Genomic DNA, 24,873 nt, shown 5'->3' with positions numbered 1-24,873 from the left:
AAGGCTCCCGGGAGATGACCGGGTTGATAGGCCGGATATGGAAGACCCGTGAGGGTTGGAGTTGACCGGTACTAATAAGCCGAGGGCTTGACCACAGATTCTTTTTGCTCGCGTCCACTGTGCGGTATCTGAAACAACAACCGTTGTGCGGATACAACTGAACAGCGTTCATCGCTGATACACATAAAGATTTCCCCGGACCGGTTCCGGTTTCCGGGGTGTGTTTCGGTGGTCATAGCGTGAGGGAAACGCCCGGTTACTTTCCGAACCCGGAAGCTAAGCCTTACTGCGCCGATGGTACTGCATGCGGGAGCGTGTGGGAGAGTAGGTCACCGCCGAACTCCTATTGAAAAAGGGGCTGTGGTTTCCGAACTGTTGGGTTCGGAAACCACAGCCCTTGTTCGTGCTGTCACCGGGAGTTCATTTTCCGCCCGCACCATCGGCGTCATGAGCGCGACAGAGATGACGGCCGCCGGCATACGGACCGGCGACGACGTTGTGGTGCCGGCCTTCGGCGGTGCCGAAGTGGCTGGCGTCGTACGTGCCGTAGGAGCCAGGCCCGTGTTCGCGGACATTGATCCGCTCAGCTTCTGTCTGTCCCCGTCGTCCGTCGAGGCGGCACTCACCGACCGCACCGTCGCCATAGCGCCCGTGCATCTCTTCGGGCACCCCGCTGACATGGTGTGCCTGCACGAGGTGGCGCAGCGGCGCGGCCTCCGAGTCGTGGAACCCGGTAACGGGCCTTCCGTGATCTCGGTCGACGGCGCACGCCGCCGTCGGTTCGCGGACTACCTGGAGCGTCGATTGCGCGGCGTCGTGATACCGACCGTCGCTCTCGGGGTGCAGCACGAGTTCACGGAGTACGTGGTGCGCGTACCCGGCAACGGGCGGCCCGACCGGGATGCCTTCAAGCGGGCGCTCCGGGCGCGCGGAGTGGCCTGCTACGTACCGGTGAAGAATCCGGCGCACCGTACGGCGGAGTTCCGCACCGATGTGTGGCTGCCCGAGTCGGAGCGCGCCGCGGACGAGACGCTCGCGCTGCCCGTGGAGACGTCGATGACGAAGCGCGAACTCCACAGGCTGGTCTCCGCGTGCAATGGCCTCGGCGGCCTCTTGATGGATGCGGCCTGCTGAAGACCGTTGGTCTGCGAACCAGGAGACAGCACGCGGCAGTTGTCGCTGTGGGGGCAGGTGTTCGGAGCGGCGTTCCGCATCGGGTAAGATCGGCGCCGCTGCCGCGCGCCCCAATAGCTCAGTCGGCAGAGCGTCTCCATGGTAAGGAGAAGGTCAACGGTTCGATTCCGTTTTGGGGCTCTGAGCAAGCAATTCGAAGAGGCTCCCGTCATTCGACGGGAGCCTCTTGCTTTTTGCATTATGCGGTGCCTGTGCGGCGGATGTGGCTACTCGGGCACGCGCATGGCGAGGATGGCCATGTCGTCCGAGGGAGCAGCGCTCGCGAAGCGTTCGACGGCCCGCATGATGCGCGCGGCCACGGCGCCCGCGGTGAGCCCTGTGCAGCTGGTCAGTACGTCGGCGAGGCCGTCGTCCCCGAGCATGCGGGTGCCTTCGCGGCGCTCGGTCACGCCGTCCGTGACGCAGAGCAGCACATCGCCCGGGTCGAGGAAGACGGTCTGCTCGTACAGTTCGAGGTCGTCCATGACGCCGAGGAGCGGCTGCGGGTCCGCGGCCGGTTCCACACTGCCGTCCTGGCGGAGCCGCAGCGGGAGCGGATGCCCGGCGCAGACGACCTTGAGTTCGGCGCTCCCGTCGCGCTGCGGCCGCAACTCCCCGTACAGCAGCGTCAGGAAGCGGCTGCGTGCGCCCTCGTCGAGGATCGCCGTGTTGAGCCTGTCCAGCACCGCCGGCCCGCCGAGACCTTCGCGTGCGAGGAGGCGCAGGGCGTGTCTGGCGAGGCCCGTGACCGCCGCCGCCTCCGGGCCGGTGCCGCACACGTCGCCGATCGCGAAGCCGTAGGTGTCCTCGGAGATGTCGAACAGGTCGTAGAAGTCGCCACCGACCTCGTTGCCCTCGCCCGCCGCACGGTAGATGACCTCGACCTCGACTCCGCCGCTGACCTCGGGGAGTTCCGGCGGAAGGAGGCTGCGCTGCAGCGACTGGCTGATGGCCGTGCGCTCCGAGTAGAGCCTCGCGTTGTCGAGGGCCAGTGCGGCACGGCGGGACAGGTCCTCGGCGAGTTCGAGGATCTCCTGCCGGAAGCGTTCGTCCGCCGGCTTGCCCAGGGTGAGCATGCCGATGACGCGGTTACGTGCGACGAGGGGCAGGACGACCGTTTCGCCACCCACCGCGGACGCCGTGGCCCGCGTCGAGCCGGGCGACAGATGGTGTTCCTCCTCGCCCAGCACCACCGTGCGCAGCGAACTGCGCAGCGCGGCCGAGTGTGCCTCGTCGGACGGTGCGCTCCATACGCGGGCGCCGGGGGCGGGCACCGGGTCCGGCGGATCGACCTTGCTGAGCAGCGACTTGAGGTGGTCGATGCGGTCCTCGTCCTCGTGCAGGACGTACGACAGCTGCGGGTCCGAGCCGGGTTCGGCCACCGTGTAGACGGCGCACCATGCCGCGAGGGTGGGAACCGTCATCTGCGCCATGAGCGCCAGCGTCTGGTCCCGGTCGAGCGTGCCCGCCAGGAGGTCGGACGCCTCGACGAGGAAGGAGAGCGAGCCGCGGCGCAGCCGCTCCAGCTCGGTGAGGCGGGCGCGTTCGACGGCGAGCGCGATGCGGTCTGCGGCGAACTGGAGCCGCAGCGCCTCCTCGTTGGTGTACCGGCCGGGCGATTCCGTGGCGACGCCGAGCGAACCGGTCAGCCGGCCCTCGACCTTGAGCGGAACCGTGACGACGGAACGCATGCCCGTGCCGGCCAGCAGCGGGACCGCCCCCGGTACGACGGTGAGGTCCTCGTGCACGGAAGGCATGCGGGCCGATCCGTACCGTCCGGTGCCCGCCTCGACAGGGACGCGGGCGAAGCGCTGGCGCGCGGAGGGCAGGCCGGTGGAGGCCCGTACTTCGAGTTCGGTCTCGTCGTCCGTGGCGAGGAGGAGGTAGGCAGAGTCGCCGTCGAGCATGTCGCGTGCGCGTTCCACGGTCCGCTGAAGCAGTCCGTCGAGATCGTCGGGAGCGGGAGAACCGATGAAGATTTCGAAGGGGTCAGAGGGACCGTCCCCGGTTTCCTGGCGGCCGGTGGAGTCCGTCACCGGGGAGCGCAACGGGGACTGAAGAACGGCACGTTCGTGGTCCCGTACGAGCAGGCACACGGTGGACGGTTCTCCGTCGCTGTCGCGCACGCGCAGGTGAGAGGCGTAGACGGGGATCGTACGGCCGTCGGCGTCCCGCAGCCCGTACGAGCCCTCCCAGCGGGAGAGGTGCAGCGCCTCGGCGATTCCGGTGCTGGTGCCGGGGGTGTGCGGCCATGCGGCGAAGTCGGTGAGCGGTTTGCCGATGACCTGCTCGGCCGGGTACCCGAAGAGTTGCTGCGCGTCATCGTTCCAGGCGGCGATGGCTCCGCCGCGGTCGACCTGCACGACGGCGACCCGTACGCGCGTATCGGCGACGGGAAGTGCGTCGTCGGGCAGTGCGGGGCCGGCGGCACGGGTGCCGACGGGACGTTCCGGCAGGTCGAGGCTGAACCAGACGCGCTTGTCGGCGGCCGTGTAGTCGACGCCCCAGTGGGAGGCCAGCGCCGCGCACAGCAGCAGGCCCCGGCCGCCCTCCCGGTCCGGGCTGCCCAGGACGTGGGCCGGGTCCTGGAGCGGCAGCTCCCGCTCCGGGTAGCGGTCGACGACTTCGATGCGTACGCCGTCGCCGTTGCGCAGGCACACCACTTCGGCGGCCGTGCCCGCGTGAACGACGGCATTGGTGACGAGTTCGCTGGTCAGGACGACGGCGTCGTCGACGATGTCGCCGAGTCCCCAGCCCTGGAGGGTGTCCCGCACGAAGGCGCGGGCGGTCGCGACGGAACGTCCGACAGGCTCGAACGTGGCCGCTGCCCTCGCGGTGATCACTCGTCTCCCCTTGAATCGCTGATCGCTTCCCGCCGGTGCGCCGTCCGCGCCCCGCGGGGTGTGCTGCGCCGCGATGGCGGGTGCACTCACGCTGCCGTCTGCCGGGCTGTTCCCATTACCGCCGGCCGGGAGACCCACGTCGCCGTCCGCGGGCATGCCCCCGCGCTCGGCGCTCTGCTCTTGCGTCACCCGCAGCGCCCCTCCGTTGCCTTTCATGTTCTCGCAGCTGTCCCGCACTCTTCGTGCTCTTCCACACGATCCGCACTTTTCGCGCTCTGTCCGCAACACGGGACGGATGGACAGCCGGAAGCCAGGTTACTTACGTTCGCAGTGTGCGCGGGTGCCGGATCCAGTGTGTTTTCCGTCCGGGGTGTGTGGAGAGCCGTGTGCCATGCTGCCGAACTGTTATCGCCTGGTTCGGGCAGGGTGAAACACTGGGAACGCTCGAAGCAGAAGCCCGGGTATGACGGCAGGACGGTCGACCCTTCGGGAGGGACACGGTGGAGTCTGGCGCAGCGGTGCGTGGCAAGAGTGCGCGCGCGAAGAGCAGCCGCTCCCGGAAGAGCGGGACGATCGAGGTCGACGCGGCATCCGTGAACCGGCTGTTGCAGGCTCTGACGGCCATGCGGGACGGCAACTTCCGCAAGCGTCTCACCGTCACCGGCGACGGGCCGATGGCAGAGATCGCGGCGGTCTTCAACGAGGTCGCCGATCAGAACCTTCATCTGACCGGTGAGCTGGCCCGTGTGCGGCGGGTCGTGGGCCGCGAGGGCAAGCTGACGGAACGGCTCGAGACAGGCACCTGCGAGGGCTCGTGGGCTGCGGCGATCGACGCGTCCAACGCTCTGGTGGAGGACCTGGTCAGGCCCGTCTCCGAGGTCGGCAGGGTGCTGACCGCGGTGGCCGAGGGTGACCTGGAGCAGCGGATGGATCTGCGCTCCCGCGGAGCCGACGGCAGCGGGCGGCCGTTGCGCGGTGAGTTCCTGAAGGTCGGGCGTACCGTCAACGGGCTCGTCGACCAGTTGTCGGTGTTCACGGACGAAGTGACGCGCGTCGCAAGCGAGGTCGGCACCGAGGGCAAGCTGGGCGGCCAGGCACGCGTGCGTGGTATGTCCGGTTCGTGGAAAGATCTTACGGATTCCGTCAACACGATGGCGTCCCGGTTGACCGCTCAAGTGCGTGACATTGCTCTCGTCACGACCGCCGTCGCGAAGGGTGATCTGTCACGCAAGGTCACCGTCCATGTGGCCGGTGAGATGCTGGAGTTGAAGAACACCGTCAACACGATGGTGGACCAGCTCTCCTCCTTCCAGTCCGAGGTGACAAGAGTCGCCCGTGAGGTGGGCACCGAGGGCGAACTCGGAGGCCAGGCCCGTGTGCAGGGAGTGGCGGGCGTCTGGAAGGACCTCACCGACTCCGTCAATCTCATGGCGGGCAATCTCACCTCCCAGGTGCGTGAGATCGCGCAGGTGACCACGGCCGTCGCGAACGGCGACCTGTCGCAGAAGATCACGGTGAACGCGCGGGGCGAGGTCGCCCAGCTCGCCGAGACCATCAACACGATGACCGAGACGCTTCGTACGTTCGCGGACGAGGTGACCCGTGCGGCGAATGAAGTCGGCACGGAGGGCGTCCTCGGGGGTCAGGCGCAGGTGCCCGGTGCCGCCGGGATCTGGAAGGACCTCACCGACTCGGTGAACACGGCGTTCCGCAACCTCACCGCGCAGGTCAGGGACATCGCGCAGGTGACGACGGCGGTGGCGAACGGCGACCTGTCGCAGAAGGTGACCGTGGATGTCTCCGGCGAGATGCTGGAGCTGAAGACCACGGTGAACACGATGGTCGACCAGCTCTCCTCGTTCGGTGCCGAAGTGACCCGCGTCGCACGGGAGATCGGCGTCGAGGGCGAACTGGGCGGTCAGGCGCAGGTGCCCGGCGCCGGCGGAACCTGGAAGGACCTCACCGACTCGGTGAACACGGCGTTCCGCAACCTCACCGGGCAGGTCCGCAACATCGCGCAGGTGACGACGGCGGTGGCGAACGGCGACCTGTCGCAGAAGGTCGCCGTGGATGTCTCCGGCGAGATGCTGGAGCTGAAGAACACCGTCAACACGATGGTGGACCAGCTGTCCTCCTTCGCCGAGCAGGTCACCAGGATGGCCAGGGACGTGGGTACGGAGGGCCGCCTGGGCGGCCAGGCCCGCGTCGACGGCGTCTCGGGCACGTGGAAGGACCTCACCGACTCCGTCAACTTCATGGCGGGCAACCTGACTTCGCAGGTGCGGAACATCGCCCAGGTGACCACGGCCGTGGCCCGCGGTGATCTGTCGCAGAAGATCGAGGTCGACGCCCGCGGGGAGATCCTGGAGCTGAAGAACACCATCAACACGATGGTCGACCAGCTCTCTTCGTTCGCCGAGCAGGTCACGCGGGTGGCCCGCGAGGTCGGTACCGAAGGACGGCTCGGCGGTCAGGCACAGGTGCCAGGCGTCGCCGGTGTCTGGCGCGATCTGACCGACTCGGTGAACGGCATGGCCGGCAACCTGACGGACCAGGTGCGCAACATCGCCCAGGTGGCCACAGCGGTCGCCCGCGGTGACCTGTCCCAGAAGATCACCGTGGACGCGCGCGGGGAGATCCTGGAGCTGAAGAACACCCTCAACACCATGGTGGATCAGCTCTCTTCGTTCGCCGAGCAGGTCACGCGGGTGGCCCGTGAGGTGGGCACCGAGGGCATCCTGGGCGGTCAGGCGGAGGTCAAGGGCGTCTCCGGGACGTGGAAGGACCTCACCCAGTCCGTCAACTTCATGGCGAACAACCTGACTTCCCAGGTGCGGAACATCGCCGAGGTGACCACCGCGGTCGCGGACGGTGATCTCTCCAAGAAGATCACCGTTGACGCCAAGGGCGAGATCCTCGCGCTGGTGACGACCGTGAACACGATGGTCGACCAGCTGTCCTCGTTCGCGGAGCAGGTCACGCGCGTGGCCCGTGAGGTGGGCACCGAGGGGATGCTGGGCGGCCAGGCGCGGGTGCCGGGCGTCACCGGCATCTGGAAGGACCTGAGCGAGAACGTCAACCTGATGGCGAACAACCTGACGAGCCAGGTCCGCAACATCTCGCAGGTCGCCACCGCGGTCGCCAACGGCGACCTGACGAAGAAGGTCACCGTCGAGGCGAGCGGTGAGGTCGAGCAGCTCGCCGACACCCTCAACACGATGGTGACGGCGCTCTCCACGTTCGCCGAAGAGGTCACCAGGGTGGCCCGCGAGGTCGGTACGGACGGTGTCCTGGGCGGTCAGGCGCGGGTGGCCGGTGTCGCCGGCACCTGGAAGGACCTGACCGAGTCCGTGAACTCGATGGCCTCCAACCTCACCGGTCAGGTCCGCAACATCGCGATGGTCACCACCGCCATCGCGCGCGGTGACCTGACGAAGAAGATCGACATCGAGGCCAACGGCGAGATCCTGGAGCTGAAGACCACCATCAACACGATGGTCGACCAGCTGTCCTCCTTCGCGGAGCAGGTGACCCGGGTGGCCCGCGAGGTCGGCACGGAAGGGCAGTTGGGCGGTCAGGCACGCGTGCGCGGCGTAGCGGGCACGTGGAAGGACCTGACCGACTCGGTGAACGAGATGGCCTCCAACCTGACCCGCCAGATGCGTGCGATCGCCGACGTCGCCACCGCGGTGACGCGCGGCGACCACAATGTGCGCATCGACGTGGAGGCGGCGGGTGAGATCCTGCAGCTGCAGGGCTACATCAACACCATGATCGCCAACCTCCGCGAGACCACCCTCGCCAACCAGGAGCAGGACTGGCTGAAGGGCAACCTCGCCCGGATCTCCGGCCTCATGCAGGGCCGCCGCGACCTGAAGGACGTCGCCGGTCTGATCATGAGCGAGCTGACGCCGGTCGTCTCCGCGCAGCACGGCGCCTTCTACCTCGCCTTCTCCACCGGCGAGGACAGGGAGGACGTCGGCATCGGTGCGGACCACAGCGCGGACGGCAGCTACGAGCTCCGGCTGGTCGGCAGCTACGGCTACTCGACGGAGACCATGCCGACGACGTTCACGCCCGGCGAGTCCCTGGTCGGGACGGCCGCGCAGGAGGCGCGCACGATCCTCGTCGAGAACGCTCCGCCCGGCTATCTGAAGATCTCCTCCGGACTCGGAGAGGCACCGCCGGCGCACGTCATCGTGCTGCCCGTCGTCTTCGAGGGAACAATCCTCGGCGTGATCGAGCTGGCGACGTTCCAGCCCTTCGCGCAGATCCAGAAGGACTTCCTCAACCAGATCGCCGAAATGATCGCCACGAGCGTCAACACCATCAGCGTCAACACGAAGACCGAGGTCCTGCTCCAGCAGTCGCAGGAGCTGACCGAACAGCTGCGGGACCGTTCCGAGGAGCTCGAGAACCGGCAGCGTGCGCTGCAGGAGTCGAACGCACAGCTCGAGGAGAAGGCGGAGCAGCTCGCCCAGACCAACAGCGACATCGAGATCAAGAACAGGGAGATCGAGGAAGCGCGGCAGGTCCTCGAGGAGCGTGCCGAGCAGCTGTCGGTCTCGATGCGCTACAAGTCGGAGTTCCTGGCGAACATGAGCCACGAGCTGCGCACTCCGCTCAACTCGCTGCTCATCCTCGCGAAGCTGCTCGCCGACAACGCGGAGAGCAATCTCTCCCCGAAGCAGGTCGAGTTCGCCGAGACGATCCACGGAGCGGGGTCGGACCTGCTGCAGCTGATCAACGACATCCTCGACCTGTCCAAGGTCGAGGCGGGCAAGATGGACGTCAGCCCCACGCGCATCGCGCTCGTCCAGCTGGTGGACTATGTGGAGGCCACGTTCCGGCCGCTCACGGCCGAGAAGGGGCTGGACTTCTCCGTACGCGTCTCGCCGGAGCTGCCGGCTACGCTGCACACCGACGAGCAGCGGCTGCTTCAGGTGCTGCGCAACCTGCTGTCCAACGCCGTGAAGTTCACGGACACCGGCGCCGTCGAGCTCGTGATCCGCTCCGCGCAGGCGGACGTTCCTGACGTGATCAGGGAGCAGATGCTGGAGCACGGATCGCTGCTGGACGCCGAGGCGGAGATGATCGCCTTCTCGGTGACGGACACCGGCATCGGGATCGCCGCCAGCAAGATGCGTGTGATCTTCGAGGCGTTCAAGCAGGCGGACGGCACGACGAGCCGCAAGTACGGCGGTACGGGCCTGGGCCTGTCCATCAGCCGTGAGATCGCCCGGCTGCTCGGCGGTGAGATCTATGCCGCCAGCGAGCCCGGCCGGGGCTCCACCTTCACGCTGTACCTGCCGCTGCATCCGACGGAGCTGCCGCCGCAGGGGTATGCCCAGCTCGGCTCGGGCACGCTCGCCGTCTCCGCCGCCGCGGAGACCGGTGCAGCCGCGGCGGAGCGCATCGCTCCGCTGGAGCGGGTCGAGGAGGACGCGGAGGAGTCTGCCGCCGAGGTCCGGGAGGCCGAAGCCGGGACGACAGCCGAGGGCCAGGAGCTGGCTGCGAGCGACCTGGCCGCATCGGAAGCGGAACGGGCCGCGGCCTCTCTCGTACGGCGTCGCAGGCAACGCAACGCCGCGGAACCCGAGCAGCAGCCGGAACTGCCCCCGGAGGCGCAGCCGGAGCCCCGCGCACTGCAGAACGGCCGCGGAGGCCGCAGGGCTCAGCTCGGTCGCAACGGCTCCGGCGCCGCAGTCGGCCGGGGAGACGGGACGGAAGCCGCCTCCGCGCGGTCACAGGGCGCTCAGGACGAGGCCTGGCTGCACAGCGGGCAGGATCTCGTCGAGCCGGGCCCCGGGGGCGACTTCGGAGGCGAGAAGGTGCTCATCGTCGACGACGACATCCGGAATGTCTTCGCGCTCACGAGCGTCCTCGAACAGCACGGACTGCAGGTGCTCTACGCGGAGAACGGCCGCGAGGGGATCGAGGTCCTGGAGCAGCACGACGATGTGACCGTCGTGCTGATGGACATCATGATGCCGGAGATGGACGGCTATGCGACGACTGCCGCGATCCGCAAGATGCCGCAGTTCGCCGGGCTGCCGATCATCGCGCTGACGGCCAAGGCGATGAAGGGCGACCGGGAGAAGAGCATCGAGGCCGGAGCGTCCGACTACGTCACGAAACCGGTGGACACGGATCATCTGCTGTCTGTCATGCAGGAGTGGATGAGCGGGCGCTGATGTGGCACGGTGCTCGTAGCAGTCGACCGCTGACAGAGTGTGTCGATGACGTGTGGAAGTGCGGTCAACCGGGAACCTTTTGGTCCCCTGAGGCGTTTTTGTTGTGTGCACAGTGACATCACGGTGACAGGGTGTGGCGAACACCGGCGTGCGGCTACGATGACCCGCACAAGGACGGGCGGCGCTGTCGATGAGCGGCCCCCAGGGGCGGCGTCCGACGGACTGCCGGGGCGAGGAGGACGGGCCATGGTGCAGAAGGCCAAGATCCTCTTGGTCGATGACCGGCCGGAGAATCTGCTGGCGCTGGAGGCCATTCTCTCCGCGCTCGATCAGACGCTGGTGCGGGCATCGTCAGGGGAGGAAGCGCTCAAGGCGCTGCTGACGGACGACTTCGCGGTCATCCTGCTCGATGTGCAGATGCCCGGCATGGACGGCTTCGAGACGGCTGCCCACATCAAGCGCCGGGAGCGCACGCGGGACATCCCGATCATCTTCCTGACGGCCATCAACCACGGCCCGCACCACACCTTCCGGGGATATGCGGCGGGTGCGGTCGACTACATCTCCAAGCCGTTCGACCCGTGGGTGCTGCGCGCCAAGGTCTCCGTGTTCGTCGAGCTCTACATGAAGAACGTCCAGCTGCGTGAGCAGGCGTCACTGCTGCGGCGCCAGTTGGAGAACGGCAGCGGCTCCTCCGGCCCGGCACCGGAGAGTGCTGAGGCCGAGGAGGGCGCCGAGCCCCACGGACTGCTTACCGAGCTGTCCACCCGCCTCGCCGCGGTGGAGGAGCAGGCGGAAGCGCTGTCCAAGCAGCTGGGCGACAGCGCCGAATCGGCCACCGTCGCCACGGCCGCGCACCTCGAACGCAAAATCACCGGGCTGCGCCGGGCACTTGACGCCCTCGAACCCGGTGCGGGCGGCAGCGCCACGGCCCAGGTGCCCTCGCAGAACTGACCGGGCCGGACCGAAGGCCCGGCCCGGGCCTCGGTAGCCGTATCCGCCGCACGACAGCCTGACGCAACGTCATGAGCCTGCCCTGGGGCAGGGGTGGCGATCCGGCCCCTGTCAGCACACAGGCACTGCGCAGCCGTTCGTGCCCCGGAGGCCCGACGACGGTAACCTCACCACCATGGCCTCTCGTACGTCAGGCTCCGGAAAAGCAGCCAAGAAAGCACCCGCGAAGAAGGCTGCCGCGAAGAAGGCGCCGGCGAAGAAGGCCACCGCCAAGAAGGCAGCTGCCCGTAAGCCTCCCGCCAAGGCGAAAGCGAAGGCGGCACCCAAGCCGGCTCCGTCGCCCACCGGTGGTATCTACCGGCTGGTGCGGGCCTGCTGGCTCGGCGTCGCCCACACCCTCGGCGCGCTCCTGCGCGGCATAGGGCGCAGCACCAAGGGCCTCGACCCGGCCCACCGCAAGGACGGGCTGGCCCTGCTGCTCGTCGGCATCGCCCTGGTCATCGCCGCGGGTACCTGGTCCAACCTCAAGGGCACCGTCGGCGAGCTCGTCAAGATGCTCATCACGGGGGCGTTCGGCCGGCTCGATCTGCTCGTGCCGGTGCTCCTCGGCGTCATCGCCGTACGCCTCATCCGCCATCCGGAGAAGCCGGAGGCCAACGGCCGTATCGTCGTGGGGCTTTCGGCGCTGGTCGTGGGCGGGCTCGGGCTCGTGCACATCGCGTGCGGCGCTCCCGGGCGCGGTGCGGGCGAGAGCGCCATCCAGGACTCGGGGGGCCTCATCGGCTGGGCCTCGTCCCGGCCCCTGATCGAGACGGTCGGCGGGGCGCTCGCCGTGCCGCTGCTCGTGCTGGTCGCCGTGTTCGGTCTGCTGGTTGTCACCGCCACGCCCGTCAACGCGATCCCGCGAAGGCTGCGTGCGCTCGCCGTACGGCTGGGCCTCGCGGACCCGCCCGCCGGGCCAAGGGAGTTCGAGGATGACGAGGCCGACGCGGAGCACCGCCCTGCGCGAGGACGTGCGCACAGCATGCGCAAGGAGTACCTCGACCCGGCACAGGCGGAGAAGGATGCCCTCGATGAGCGCCGCTCCTCGCGCAAGGGCCGCGCCCGCCGCAGCGGCGCGGGCGTCGGCCGGTCGGACGAATCGCTCGACGTCGCCGCGGGCGCGGCGGCCTCGCTCGACGGGGCGTTGCTGCACGGCGTGCAGCCCTCGCAGCTCGTCGCCGACCTGAGCAACGGTGTCTCCTCCGGCGAGCGGAACAAGAATTCCGGCGATGAGAGCGAGTCAGAGATCGGTGCGCGTCGCGAGCGCGGCGAGAGCGCCGCGGGCCGGCGCGAGGACACTCCGGTACCCGATCTGACGAAGTCCTCCGCCCGGAAGGACCCGGAGGCGCTGCCGCCGCGGGCCGAACAGCTCCAGCTCTCCGGCGACATCACGTACTCGCTGCCCTCCCTCGACCTCCTGGAGCGGGGCGGGCCGGGCCGTACGCGCAGCGCTGCCAACGACCGTGTGGTGGAGTCCCTGACGAACGTCTTCAGCGAATTCAAGGTGGACGCCGCGGTCACCGGCTTCACTCGTGGGCCGACCGTCACCCGGTACGTGATCGAACTCGGTCCGGCCGTGAAGGTCGAGAAGATCACGGCACTGACGAAGAACATCGCCTACGCCGTGGCGAGCCCGGACGTGCGCATCATCAGCCCGATCCCGGGCAAGTCGGCGGTCGGCATCGAGATCCCCAACAGCGACCGGGAGATGGTGAATCTCGGCGACGTGCTGCGCTCCGCCGAGGCGGCGGGCGAGGAACATCCGATGCTCGTGGGCCTCGGCAAGGACGTCGAAGGGGGCTACGTCTCGGCCAATCTCGCCCGCATGCCGCACATACTGATCGCGGGCGCGACGGGTTCCGGCAAGTCCTCGTGCATCAACTGCCTGATCACCTCCGTGCTGGCCCGTGCCACTCCGGAGGACGTGCGGATGGTCCTCGTCGACCCCAAGCGGGTCGAACTGACCGCTTACGAAGGCATTCCGCACCTCATCACGCCCATCATCACCAACCCCAAGAAAGCCGCGGAGGCCCTGCAGTGGGTCGTGCGCGAGATGGACCTGCGCTACGACGACCTGGCGGCCTACGGGTACCGGCACATCGACGACTTCAACGCGGCCGTGCGCAGCGGGAAGGCCACCGCGCCGGAGGGGAGCGAGCGGGAGCTGGCCCCGTACCCGTACCTCCTGGTCATCGTCGACGAGCTGGCCGACCTGATGATGGTGGCCCCACGCGACGTCGAGGACGCGATCGTACGGATCACGCAGCTCGCACGTGCGGCGGGCATCCACCTGGTGCTGGCGACGCAGCGCCCGTCCGTCGATGTCGTCACCGGCCTGATCAAGGCCAACGTGCCCTCCCGGCTGGGCTTTTCCACGTCGTCCCTCGCCGACAGCCGGGTGATCCTCGACCAGGCAGGTGCGGAGAAGCTGATCGGCAAGGGTGACGGCTTGTTCCTGCCCATGGGCGCGAACAAGCCGGTACGCATGCAGGGGGCCTGGGTCGGCGAGGACGAGATCCAGGGGATCGTCGAGCACTGCAAGGCGCAGATGTCCCCGGTCTTCCGAGACGACGTCGTCGTCGGGCAGAGCAAGAAGAAGGAGATCGACGAGGAGATCGGCGATGATCTGGACCTGCTCTGCCAGGCGGCGGAACTGGTCGTCTCGACCCAGTTCGGTTCGACGTCGATGCTGCAGCGGAAGCTGCGCGTGGGCTTCGCCAAGGCCGGCCGGCTGATGGATCTCATGGAATCGCGTGGCGTGGTCGGGCCCAGTGAGGGATCCAAGGCGCGCGATGTTTTGATCAAGCCCGATGAACTTGATGGTGTGCTGGCCGTGATCCGCGGGGAGTCTCACCCATAAGGACGAGTGAGGCAACCGTTTCCCCGGCGTATACGTCAAGTTGGGAGACGGGAGTGTGCGGAAGTGTCCGAAGTCAGGCGGTACGACAATCCTGATGGCGTACAAAGTTCGTCCGCCCGCTTGCCCCGCTCTTTTGCCCCGCCCCTAGACTGAACGTCCAGCAGGTGGCTACACGCTCGAAAGGCGCCCCCGTGTCCATCGGCAACGCAGCGGAAGAGGACCGTCCATCGGTCGGTCAAGCCCTCCAGCAAGCACGCAACGAAGCACGGCTGACTGTGGATGAAGTCAGTACGTCTACGAGAGTGCGCGTCCCCATCGTGCAGGCCATCGAGGCGGATGACTTCTCCCGCTGCGGTGGTGACGTCTACGCCCGCGGGCATGTGCGGACCCTGGCGCGCGAAGTCGGGCTGGATCCCGAAGAGCTCGTCGCGCAGTACGACGCGGATCACGGTGGACGTCCCCAGCCGACCCCGCCTGCCGCCCTCTTCGAGGCCGAACGCATCAGGCCGGAACGGCGCAGGCCCAACTGGACGGCCGCCATGGTCGCCGCGATCGTCGCGGTCGTCGGCTTCGTCGGCTTCACCCTCGTCGGAGGGGGCGGTGAGCAGCAGCCCTCCAAGGCGAAGGAGACACCGTCGTCGGAGCCCACGGACACCGCCACTCCCTCCAGGCCTCCGGAGACCTCCGCTCCCGAGGACCAGAAGCCGTCCGACAGCCCCGAGGCATCCGACAGCGCCATCGCCGCGGCCCCCGCGGACAAGGTGACGGTGCAGATGACCGCGGAGCAGGACGTGTGGATCTCCGCGCGGGACCACAACGGACGGCTGATGCATGAGGGTGTGCTGAAGAAGAGCAAGAGCAAGGTCTTCACCGACGACAAGCGCCTCAGCCTCGTACTCGGCAACGCCGGCGGCGTGAAGCTCTACGTCAACGGCAAGGAAGTCAAGGACGTCGGCGAGGACGGCCAGGTCCAGCGCGTCAGCTACACCCGGGGTGACCCCGAGGCGGGCTGACTCCGGCAGCGCCCTGACCTGGGCACCGCGGCGCGACCGCGCGAGGACCCGGCCGGAGCGCGTTCCGCCCACCAGTCGCAGCATCACCTGCGGCCGGTGGGCGGAACGCGACGAAGTACGCTGAGTCCATGCCCGAACGCCGCACTGTCGCCCTTGTCACGCTTGGATGCGCACGCAACGAAGTCGACTCCGAAGAGCTCGCAGGCCGCTTGGCGGCGGACGGCTGGGATCTCGTCGAAGAGGCCGCGCAGGCCGATGTCGCAGTGGTCAACACCTGCGGTTTCGTCGAGGCCGCCAAGAAGGACTCCGTCGACGCACTCCTTGAGGCCAACGACCTGAAGTCCGGCGCGGATTCGGAGGGCGGCAGCCGCACCAAGGCCGTGGTGGCCGTGGGCTGCATGGCCGAGCGCTATGGCAAGGAGCTCGCGGAGGCGCTGCCCGAGGCCGACGGCGTGCTCGGCTTCGACGACTACGCCGACATCTCCGACCGGCTGCAGACCATCCTCGGCGGAGGCGTGCACGCCCCGCACACCCCCCGCGACCGCCGCAAGCTCCTGCCCATCAGCCCTGCCGAGCGGCAGGACGCCGCCGGGGTCGCGCTGCCCGGCCACGGAGACCTGATGCCCGAAGGGCCCGCCGACCTCCCGGAGGGTGTCGCTCCGGCTTCCGGGCCCCGAGCGCCCCTGCGTCGGCGGCTGGACGGCAGCCCCGTCGCGTCCGTGAAGCTGGCGTCCGGCTGCGACCGGCGGTGTTCGTTCTGCGCCATCCCGTCCTTCCGCGGCTCTTTCATCTCCCGGCGGCCCTCGGACGTACTGGGAGAGACGCGCTGGCTGGCCGAACAGGGCGTGCGCGAGGTCATGCTCGTCTCCGAGAACAACACGTCCTACGGCAAGGACCTGGGCGACATCCGGCTCCTGGAGACGCTGCTGCCCGAACTGGCCGCCGTCGAGGGCATCGAACGCGTCAGGGTCAGCTACCTCCAGCCGGCCGAGATGCGCCCCGATCTCATCGACGTACTGACGCAGACGGACAAGGTCGCCCCGTACTTCGACCTGTCCTTCCAGCACTCCGCCCCGGCCGTGCTGCGCGCGATGAGGCGTTTCGGCGACACCGACCGCTTCCTCGGACTGCTGGAGACGATCAGATCCAAGTCGCCGGAGGCGGGCGTCCGTTCGAACTTCATCGTGGGATTCCCCGGTGAGAGCGAGGCCGACGTCGCCGAGCTGGAGCGTTTCCTCAGTGAGGCCCGCCTGGATGCCATCGGAGTCTTCGGATACTCCGATGAGGACGGGACGGAGGCCGCGGGCTACGAGGACAAGAACGCCCCCGATGTCGTCGCGGAACGTCTCGAGCGGGTCTCCCGGCTCGCTGAGGAGCTGTCGGCTCAGCGTGCCGAGGAGCGGCTCGGGGAGACCGTGCGCGTGCTCGTCGAGGCCGTCGAGAGCGATGAGGACGGCCAGGGCGGTGACGGTCACGACGCCGAAGGGACCGTGCTCGTTGGCCGCGCCGCGCACCAGGCGCCGGAAACGGACGGGCACGTGCTGCTGACGGGAGGCCCCGCACCGCTACGAGGCTCCGCGATCGGACGTATGGTCGAGGCGAAAGTGGTCGCCACAGAAGGCGTGGACCTGGTCGCGGAGCCTCTGCACAGCGGTGCCGAGGGGGGCGACGAGGGCGGCGGAGGCAGCAAGGAGGCCGGCGGATGACAGGAGTCCCGGCCTCCGCGGCGAGTGGTGGTGCGATGGCCAAACCCCAGCACAAGCCCCAGTACGAGCCCCTGCCCGGTGCTGACGCGGGCGCGGTGCGCAGAGTGAGCCTGTGGAACATCGCCAACATCCTCACGATGGTGCGGCTGCTGCTCGTGCCCGGATTCGTGGCCCTGATGATGTGGCACGGCGGGCACGACCCCACCTGGCGCTCGTTCGCCTGGGCCGCCTTCACCGTCGCCATGATCACGGACCTCTTCGACGGGGAACTGGCTCGCCGCTACGACCTCGTCACCGACTTCGGCAAGATCGCGGACCCCATCGCCGACAAGGCGATCATGGGTGCCGCTCTGGCCTGCCTCTCGGTTCTGGACGACCTGCCCTGGTGGGTGACAGGCGTAATCCTCTTCCGGGAGCTGGGCATCACGGCGCTGCGCTTCTGGGTCATCCGGCACGGTGTGATCCCCGCCAGCAGGGGCGGCAAGCTCAAGACCCTGGCGCAGGGCGTCGCCGTGGGCATGTACGTGCTGGCGCTGACCGGGCCGCTCGCCACGCTGCGCTGGTGGGTGATGGCGGTCGCCGTCGTGCTGACGGTCGTGACCGGGCTCGACTACGTACGGCAGGCGATCCTGCTGCGCAGGGCCGGGCGTGCCCGCGAGCGGGAAGCGCGAGCCGCGGAGGCGGCCGGACCGGAGCGGTCATGAGCGACATCCCGCCGCCCGAGGACCGCGAAGAGGAATTCTTCGACGTGGCCGCGCATGTGCTGGAGCTGCTGGTGGAACGCGGGGAGACGGTGGCTGTCGCCGAGTCGCTGACGGGAGGGCTGGTGGCCGCCGAGATCACTGCCGCACCGGGTTCCTCGCGCGCTTTCCGCGGTTCGGTCACCGCATACGCGACAGATCTGAAGAGGGATCTGCTGGGCGTCGACGAGGCGCTGCTGGCGGAGCGGGGAGCCGTCGACGAGGACGTGGCACGGAGCATGGCCGAGGGCGTAAGAGCGGCACTGGGCGCGTCCTGGGGACTGTCCACGACAGGGGTCGCCGGCCCGGATCCGCAGGACGGCAAGCCCGTCGGCACGGTCTACACCGCTGTCGTGGGCCCGCACGGCGGGACGACCTGCCGGGCGCTCAGCTTCGACGGTGACCGCGCGGAGATCCGCAGGCGGAGCGTGACGGGCGCACTGGGGTTGCTGCGCGACGAACTGGCCGGGAATGCGCGGAGGAAGGATAAGGAACATGACGGGGGGAATGGTTGTTTGCAGCCCTGAGTGAACACGACATCGCTCCCCGCACGGGTGCAGCCCGAGGCGGTACGGTGGAGTCTGAAGGATTCACGCCCGATGGGGTGGTGGGTATCAAGCTGTGGAAGACGCCGCGCGTTGAGAGGGAGGAGCACCGATGATTCTGCTCCGTCGCCTGCTGGGTGACGTGCTGCGTCGGCAGCGCCAGCGCCAGGGCCGTACCCTGCGCGAAGTCTCTTCATCTGCCCGGGTTTCGCTCGGGTATCTCTCCGAGGTAGAGCGCGGTCAGAAGGAAGCTTCCTCCGAGCTGCTGTCCTCGATCTGCGACGCGCTGGATGTGCGGATGTCCGAGCTCATGCGGGAAGTCAGCGACGAGCTGGCACTCGCGGAGCTGGCCGAATCCGCTGCGAGCGAGACCGTGCCCGCCCCGATGCGGCGTACTGTCCTCAACCCGATCTCCGTGACTTCCGTCACAGGTGTTCCGGAGGAGCGTGTCACGATCAAGGCGCCCGCGGAAGCCGTCGACGTCGTCGCGGCCTGACGCGCCCCGCACGGACAGCACGAGAGTTCGCCGAGAGGCCCCGCCGGTTCGTCCGGCGGGGCCTCTCGCTGTCCCGTGACGGGGCGTCGGCTTCGGCGCCGTACGACCGCCGCGCGGCGCCGAACCGCAGTCGCACGCACCGATGCCGCTCTGCTGTCGCGCGGTCGCACTGAGTACGTGACGATGAGCTGAGCGTGACCAGCATCGGACGTGCCCGGGAGGTGCGCGGAGATGACGGGTTCCATACGGTGGCTGCCGGTGCGCCGGGCCCTGACAGCAGGGGCTGTGGCGGCCGGCGCTTGGCTGGGGTGGCCGCTCATAGCACCCGGTGCTCCTCCGGGGGCGGCGATGGCGGCGGTGCTCGGCTGGGGGCTGGGCCTGATACCCGTGCATGTGACGCTCGGAACTCCGCGTCAACAGGCCGCAAGCCGGACGGTGCGGCGCCCCGCGCAGATGTACGGCCAGGGGCCCGGGCGGCGAACGGCCGGGTGGGGCAGGCAAGTTCAGGGGCGGCCGCAGGAGTCGGAGCCTGACTGACTCCGGGTCGTACATGAGGTGTGGGCGGTCAGCGAGAGGCCCGGCCGGAATCCGGCGATCCGGGCGTCCGAGGGTGAGGACCGGGCTGGCAGCGAGGGCAGTAGAAAGCGGTGCGGGGGCGCTCCGCGGGCCCGTGCCGGCCCGTGCGGACTGTGGTGCCGCAGCGGTGGCAGGGGCGGTTGGCCCGGCCGTACACCCACAGCGCGCGGTCGCGGTCCGAACCGGCGGGGGCTTGCGTCGTACGGCGGTCGAAGCGGTCCTTGTTGGCGTCGAGAAGATTCCGCGCTGCGGCGAGTATCTTCTCGAGGCGGGACGGCGGCAGCTCACCCAGAGGTGCCCAGGGCGAACTGCCCGCGAGGAAGCACAGCTCGGCGGCGTAGACGTTGCCGATGCCGGCGAGATTGCGCTGGTCGAGCAGGGCTTCGACGAGGGGGCGGCCCGGGTCGGTCAGCAGACGGCGCAGGGCCTCCTGAGCGTCCCAGTCCGGGCCGAGAAGATCCGGCCCCAGGTGTCCGAGGGCCCCCGACTCCTCGTCTGTGCGCAGCAGTTCGAGAACGGGGAGCCGGTAGCCGGTCGCCGTGGCGGAGGACGTGGCCAGGACCGCACGGATCTGGTGCGCGGGGCCGCTGCCGCCGCGCGTGCGATGCTCCGGTGTGCTGACCCGCCAGGCACCTTCCATGCCGAGATGCGAGTGGATCGTGAAGCCGCCCTCGACGCGGATGAGGATGTGCTTTCCGCGGGGAGCCGCTTCGAGAGTCCGTCGTCCGGTGAGGTCCGCCGTCGCGAGCCGGGGGACGCGGAAATCAGTACGCGTCAGGGCCTGCCCGGCCAGCGCCTCGTGGAGTCGGCGGGCCGTGTACCAGACGGTGTCTCCTTCGGGCATGGGCTCATCCTTGCAACGGGGCAGCGGCAGCGGTGAGTGCGGTACGCCGCCAGCGGTAGGCCGACTTGCCGCGCCCCGCGGCCGGTTGATTCCGGCCGTTTTCCGTCATCGGGCCCGCAGTCGGAGGCCGCGGGGCGTGGCGTGGAAGCCTGCGGTCTCCAGGAGGCTGCCGAACGGTGACGAGAGCGCGGAAGCTCCGTTCACACGCTCCACGGTGACGGTGCCAAGGGCGCCCTCCAGCGCCGCGCGTGCCAGCGCCTCGGCCGCCGTGGCGGGCGCGGGGACCCCGCCCCCGGGGTCCAGGACGTCGTCGCCGGCGATTGCGCCCGGCTCGGATGTGCCGGGCCATACGAGCAGTGTCTTGCCGCCCCGCTCCATGTAGAGGGTGAGTTCGCCGTCGACCAGGACGACGACGGAGCCGGCCTTCCGGCCGGGCTTGTGTGTCGCACCCTCCGGGGGATCGGGCCAGGGGAGAGCCGCCCCGTATGCGTTCGCCGGGTCGGCTGCGGCCAGGACCACGGCGCGGAAGTGCTGTTCACGCTCGCGGGCCGTGTGCACGGCGCGCAGTCTGTCGATGGCGCCGTCCATCGCGAACTGGGCCGCGCCGAGGCCCTCCACGACATAGCCGCGCCGCGCCTGGCCGCTCTCCTCGAAAGCGGCCAGCACCCGGTAGGCGGCGGAGAAGCCGCCCTCCACGCCCTCCGCCGCCACCGCGCCCCGGGTGACGATGCCGTGCCGGTCCAGCAGCGTGCGGGCCAGGGCATGCGCCCGGTGCGTCGCGTCCGTCTCGACGGGTGGCAGCAGGGACCAGCGACCGGCGACGGTGGGGGGTCCGTTGCGGGAAGCGGTCGGGCGGTTCGTGCCGCTGCGGGTGGCGGCGGCAGTGAGCGAGCCGTAACGCCCGCGCGGGACCGTACGCTTGGCGCGGTGTGCCGTCGACCCCGCCGTACGGCCCGAGCCGAGGAGCGCCCGCAGCGGAGCCAGCGTGTCGTTGGAGACGCGGCCGGACCAGGCCAGATCCCAGAGGGCGTCGGCCAGTTGGGGATCCGTCGCCTCCGGGGCCGACGTGGCACGTACCTGGTCGGCGATCTGACGGAAGAACAGCCCGTACCCGGGGGCGAGGGCGTCCAGCAGGGCCTGGTGGAGCGGCGTCAGCTCCAGCGGCAGGGGCGGCGGAAGGAGCAGCCCCGCCGTGTCCGCGGGATACAGCGTGAGCCAGCCGTCCTTGCCGGGCAGTGAACCCGCACCGGCCCAGAGGACTTCGCCGGAGGTGGTGAGCTCGTCGAGCATTCCGGGGCCGTAGTCATGCACGCGGCCCGGCAGCACCAGCTTCTCCAGGGCCGATGCGGGCACCGGCGCGCCCTGCAACTGCTCGACCGTGCGCATCAGTCCGTCGATGCCGCGCACGCTGCCCGCGCCCGGTGCGGACACGTGCTGCCACTGCGGCAGGAACGCCGCGAGCGCGGAAGCCGGCACCGGCTCCAGCTCCTGGCGCAGTGCCGCGAGCGAGCGGCGGCGCAGCCGGCGCAGCACTGCCGCGTCGCACCACTCCTGGCCGACCCCGGCTGGATGGAACTCGCCCTGCACCAGACGTCCGGATGCCGCGAGCCTCTGCAGGGCGCCCTCCGCCACGGCGGTGCCCAGCCCGAAGCGCGCGGCCGCGTCGGCGGAGACGAAGGGGCCGTGCGTACGGGCGTACCGGGCGAGCAGGTCGCCGAGAGGATCCGGGACCGGCTCGGTGAACGCCTCCGGGACGCCCACCGGGAGCGCCGCTCCCAGGGCGTCGCGCAGCCGGCCCGCGTCTTCCACGGCGGCGAAGTGCTCCTTCCCGGCGATGCGTACGCGGATCGCCCGCCGGGCGGACTCCAGCTCCTCCGCCCACCGTGGGTCCGCTCCGCGCTCCCCCAGCGCCTCCGGCGTCAGCGGGCCCAGCAGCCGGAGGAGGTCGGCCACGCCCTCGGCGTCCTTGACGCGGCGGTCCTCGCTGAGCCACTGCAGTTCGCGCTCCAGCTCCGCCAGCACCTCCGCGTCGAGCAGTTCGCGCAGCTCCGCCTGGCCCAGCAGCTCCGCCAGCAGCCGCGAGTCCAGCGACAGGGCGGCCGCACGGCGCTCCGCCAGCGGTGAGTCGCCCTCGTAGAGATACTGCGCGACGTAGCCGAAGAGCAGGGATCGCGCGAAGGGGGAGGGGTCGGTGGTGGTCACCTCGACCACGCGGACGCGGCGGGCCTCGATGTCGCCCATCAGCTCCGACAGGCCCGGAACGTCGAAGACGTCCTGAAGGCATTCCCGTACCGCTTCCAGCACGATCGGGAACGAGCCGAACTCCGATGCCACCTGGAGCAGTTGGGCGGCCCGCTGACGCTGCTGCCACAGAGGTGTGCGCTTGCCCGGGTTGCGGCGCGGCAGCAGCAGCGCACGCGCGGCGCACTCACGGAAGCGGGCGGCGAAGAGAGCGGAGCCGCCGACCTGGTCCGTGACGATCTGCTCGACGTCACCCGCGTCGAAGAGGACGTCGGAGACGCCGACCGGGGCCTGCCCGTCGTCGAAGGCCGTGCTGCCCCCGGCCGGCTGCCCCGCAGCGGCCTCCTCCAGCAGATCCAGACCCATCAGATCGGCGTCGGGGAGGCGGAGGACGAGCCCGTCGTCAGCATGCATGACCTGCGCGTCCATGCCGTACCGCTCGGTGAGACGCGCTCCGAGGGCCAGCGCCCACGGGGCGTGCACCTGCGCCCCGAAGGGGGAGTGCACGACGATCCGCCAGTCGCCCAGCTCGTCGCGGAAGCGCTCGACCACGATCGTCCGGTCGTCGGGGACGTGACCGCAGGCGCTGCGCTGCTCGTCGAGGTAGGTGAGCAGGTTGCCGACGGCCAGGTCGTCGAGTCCTGCCGCCGACAGCCGTTCGCGCGCGGCCTCGGCGCCGAGCGAGCCGACCTCGCGCAGAAACGCTCCGAGTGCGCGCCCCAACTCCAGCGGGCGGCCCAGTTGATCGCCCTTCCAGAAGGGCAGCCGCCCCGGAACGCCCGGAGCGGGTGTGACGAGCACACGGTCGCGGGTGATGTCCTCGATCCGCCAGGAGGTGGTTCCCAGCGTGAAGACGTCGCCCACGCGCGACTCGTAGACCATCTCCTCGTCCAGCTCGCCGACCCGGCCGCCGCCCTTCTTCGGGTCGGCACCCGCGAGGAAGACACCGAACAGGCCCCGGTCGGGGATCGTGCCCCCGGAGGTGACGGCGAGGCGCTGGGCGCCGGGCCTGCCGCTGAGGGTCTGCGCCACCCTGTCCCACACCAGCCGCGGCCGCAGCTCGGCGAAGGCGTCGGACGGATAGCGGCCCGCGAGCATGTCCAGCACGGCGTGGTACGCCGAATCTGGAAGAGAGGCGAACGGTGCCGCGCGGCGCACCAGAAGCAGCAGCTCCTCCACGTCCCAGGTGTCGACGGAGACCATCGCGACCAGCTGCTGTGCCAGAACGTCCAGCGGGTTGGCCGGGATGCGCAGCGCCTCGATGGCGCCCTCGCGCATCCGTTCCGTGACCACCGCCGACTGCACCAGGTCACCGCGGTACTTGGGGAAGACCACTCCGGCCGAGACGGCACCGACCTGATGGCCCGCGCGGCCCACACGCTGGAGACCCGACGCGACCGACGGCGGCGACTCGACCTGGACGACCAGGTCGACGGCTCCCATGTCGATGCCCAGCTCCAGGCTGGAAGTGGCGACCACGGCGGGCAGCCGCCCAGACTTCAGCTCCTCCTCCACCTGCGCACGCTGGTCCTTGGAGACCGAGCCGTGGTGCGCACGGGCCAGCAGGGGCGGGGCGCCCTTCGCCGCCCCCGCCTCGGCCATCACCTCCGCGGGCGAATGGTGCTCGGGCATGGGCTCGCCCGTGGCGCGCTCGTACGCGATCTCGTTGAGCCTGTTGCACAGACGCTCTGCGAGACGGCGGGAGTTGGCGAAGACGATCGTCGAGCGGTGCGCCTGCACGAGGTCGGCGATGCGCTCCTCCACCGAGGGCCAGATCGACGGCTTTCCGCCGCCACCCGGGCCGCTGCCGCCGCCCGCACCCCCGGCGCTGTCCTGCGCGGGTGAACTGCCCAGCTCGCCCATGTCCTCGACGGGCACCACCACCGACAGGTCGAACTCCTTGCCGGACGGCGGCTGCACGACGGTCGCCTTGCGCTGAGGTGACAGGAAGCGGGCCACCTCGTCCACGGGACGGACCGTCGCGGACAGCCCGATCCGGCGCGCGGGGCGCTCCAGCAGCTCGTCCAACCGCTCCAGGGACAGGGCGAGATGAGCGCCGCGTTTGGTGCCCGCCACGGCGTGCACCTCGTCCAGAATCACCGTCTCGACACCGGAGAGCGCGTCACGGGCGGCGGAGGTGAGCATCAGGAACAGCGACTCGGGCGTCGTGATCATGATGTCCGGAGGGCGGCGGGCCAGCGAGCGCCTCTCAGCCGCAGGGGTGTCACCGGAGCGGATGCCGACCCTGATGTCCGGCTCGGGCAGCCCCAGGCGCAGGGACTCCTGGCGGATGCCCGTGAGCGGGCTGCGCAGATTGCGCTCCACGTCGACCGCGAGTGCCTTCAGCGGTGAGACATACAGCACCCGGCAGCGCTTGATCGGGTCCGCGGGCGGGGGAGTGGAGGCCAGCCGGTCGAGCGAGGCGAGGAAGGCGGCCAGGGTCTTGCCGGAGCCGGTGGGCGCCACGACCAGCGCGTCCGACTCCTCGGCGAGTGCACGCCAGGCCCCGGCCTGGGCGGACGTGGGCGAGCTGAAGGCCCCCGTGAACCAGGCCCGGGTCGCGGGGGAGAACACATCGAGTGCCGAAGCCGGCGAGGGGCCCGGCGAGGTCTGACCCATGGTCTCCATCGTGCACCTCACCACTGA

Annotated in this window: 12 protein-coding genes, 1 tRNA gene and 2 rRNA genes; 12 read left to right on the top strand and 3 right to left on the bottom strand. The window is 69.7% G+C overall.

The features are described from left to right. The 4 genes from I004_RS0123380 to I004_RS0123365 form a co-directional block, all read left to right on the top strand. Positions 1-95 (top strand): 23S ribosomal RNA (locus I004_RS0123380); the annotation flags it as partial. A 129-nt stretch (positions 96-224) separates the two neighbouring features. Beyond that, positions 225-341 (top strand): 5S ribosomal RNA (gene rrf / locus I004_RS0123375). Between the two features lie 106 nt (positions 342-447). Continuing rightward, on the top strand, positions 448-1,134 hold the full coding sequence (locus I004_RS0123370; protein WP_028437501.1) for a DegT/DnrJ/EryC1/StrS family aminotransferase: 687 nt from the start codon (positions 448-450) through the stop codon (positions 1,132-1,134). Between the two features lie 107 nt (positions 1,135-1,241). After that, positions 1,242-1,314, top strand: a tRNA-Thr gene (locus tag I004_RS0123365). 86 nt (positions 1,315-1,400) lie between these two features. Here the strand turns inward: I004_RS0123365 and I004_RS0123360 are convergent. Next, positions 1,401-4,016 (bottom strand): SpoIIE family protein phosphatase, encoded by a 2,616-nt coding sequence (locus tag I004_RS0123360; RefSeq protein ID WP_028437500.1) that lies wholly within the window; start codon positions 4,014-4,016, stop codon positions 1,401-1,403. A 500-nt stretch (positions 4,017-4,516) separates the two neighbouring features. Between I004_RS0123360 and I004_RS0123355 the strand changes: the two genes are divergently transcribed. The 8 genes from I004_RS0123355 (at position 4,517) to I004_RS0123320 (ending at position 18,566) form a co-directional block, all read left to right on the top strand. Then, positions 4,517-10,210 carry a HAMP domain-containing protein gene (locus I004_RS0123355; RefSeq protein ID WP_037977433.1) on the top strand — a complete coding sequence of 1,898 codons (5,694 nt, stop codon included), beginning with the start codon at positions 4,517-4,519 and terminating at the stop codon, positions 10,208-10,210. 246 nt (positions 10,211-10,456) lie between these two features. Continuing rightward, positions 10,457-11,164, top strand: a complete 708-nt coding sequence (locus I004_RS0123350) for a response regulator (protein WP_028437498.1) — start codon at positions 10,457-10,459, stop codon at positions 11,162-11,164. Between the two features lie 175 nt (positions 11,165-11,339). Further along, the gene (locus I004_RS0123345) at positions 11,340-14,066 is read left to right on the top strand and encodes a DNA translocase FtsK (protein ID WP_028437497.1); all 2,727 of its coding nucleotides are present in this window, start codon (positions 11,340-11,342) and stop codon (positions 14,064-14,066) included. 191 nt (positions 14,067-14,257) lie between these two features. Beyond that, positions 14,258-15,079 carry a helix-turn-helix domain-containing protein gene (locus tag I004_RS0123340; protein WP_028437496.1) on the top strand — a complete coding sequence of 274 codons (822 nt, stop codon included), beginning with the start codon at positions 14,258-14,260 and terminating at the stop codon, positions 15,077-15,079. A gap of 128 nt (positions 15,080-15,207) precedes the next feature. After that, the gene (rimO, locus tag I004_RS0123335) at positions 15,208-16,785 is read left to right on the top strand and encodes a 30S ribosomal protein S12 methylthiotransferase RimO (RefSeq protein ID WP_028437495.1); all 1,578 of its coding nucleotides are present in this window, start codon (positions 15,208-15,210) and stop codon (positions 16,783-16,785) included. Continuing rightward, entirely contained in the window at positions 16,782-17,489 is a 708-nt protein-coding gene (pgsA, locus tag I004_RS0123330) for a CDP-diacylglycerol--glycerol-3-phosphate 3-phosphatidyltransferase (RefSeq protein ID WP_028437494.1), read from the top strand. The genes rimO and pgsA overlap by 4 nt, the downstream gene beginning before the upstream one ends. After that, positions 17,486-18,052, top strand: coding sequence for a CinA family protein (locus I004_RS0123325; protein ID WP_051345340.1), 567 nt, complete (start codon positions 17,486-17,488; stop codon positions 18,050-18,052). The genes pgsA and I004_RS0123325 overlap by 4 nt, the downstream gene beginning before the upstream one ends. A gap of 130 nt (positions 18,053-18,182) precedes the next feature. Next, the gene (locus tag I004_RS0123320) at positions 18,183-18,566 is read left to right on the top strand and encodes a helix-turn-helix domain-containing protein (RefSeq protein ID WP_028437492.1); all 384 of its coding nucleotides are present in this window, start codon (positions 18,183-18,185) and stop codon (positions 18,564-18,566) included. A gap of 565 nt (positions 18,567-19,131) precedes the next feature. Here I004_RS0123320 and I004_RS0123315 read toward each other — a convergent pair. Together I004_RS0123315 and I004_RS0123310 are read right to left on the bottom strand one after the other, a co-directional pair. Further along, positions 19,132-19,986 carry a DNA-formamidopyrimidine glycosylase family protein gene (locus I004_RS0123315; RefSeq protein WP_028437491.1) on the bottom strand — a complete coding sequence of 285 codons (855 nt, stop codon included), beginning with the start codon at positions 19,984-19,986 and terminating at the stop codon, positions 19,132-19,134. Positions 19,987-20,091: 105 nt separating this feature from the next. After that, on the bottom strand, positions 20,092-24,855 hold the full coding sequence (locus I004_RS0123310; RefSeq protein WP_199779453.1) for an Lhr family ATP-dependent helicase: 4,764 nt from the start codon (positions 24,853-24,855) through the stop codon (positions 20,092-20,094). Positions 24,856-24,873: the final 18 nt, after the last annotated feature.

The organism is Streptomyces sp. TAA486 (assembly GCF_000426165.1).
This window is presented reverse-complemented; position numbering and strand designations above follow the sequence as displayed.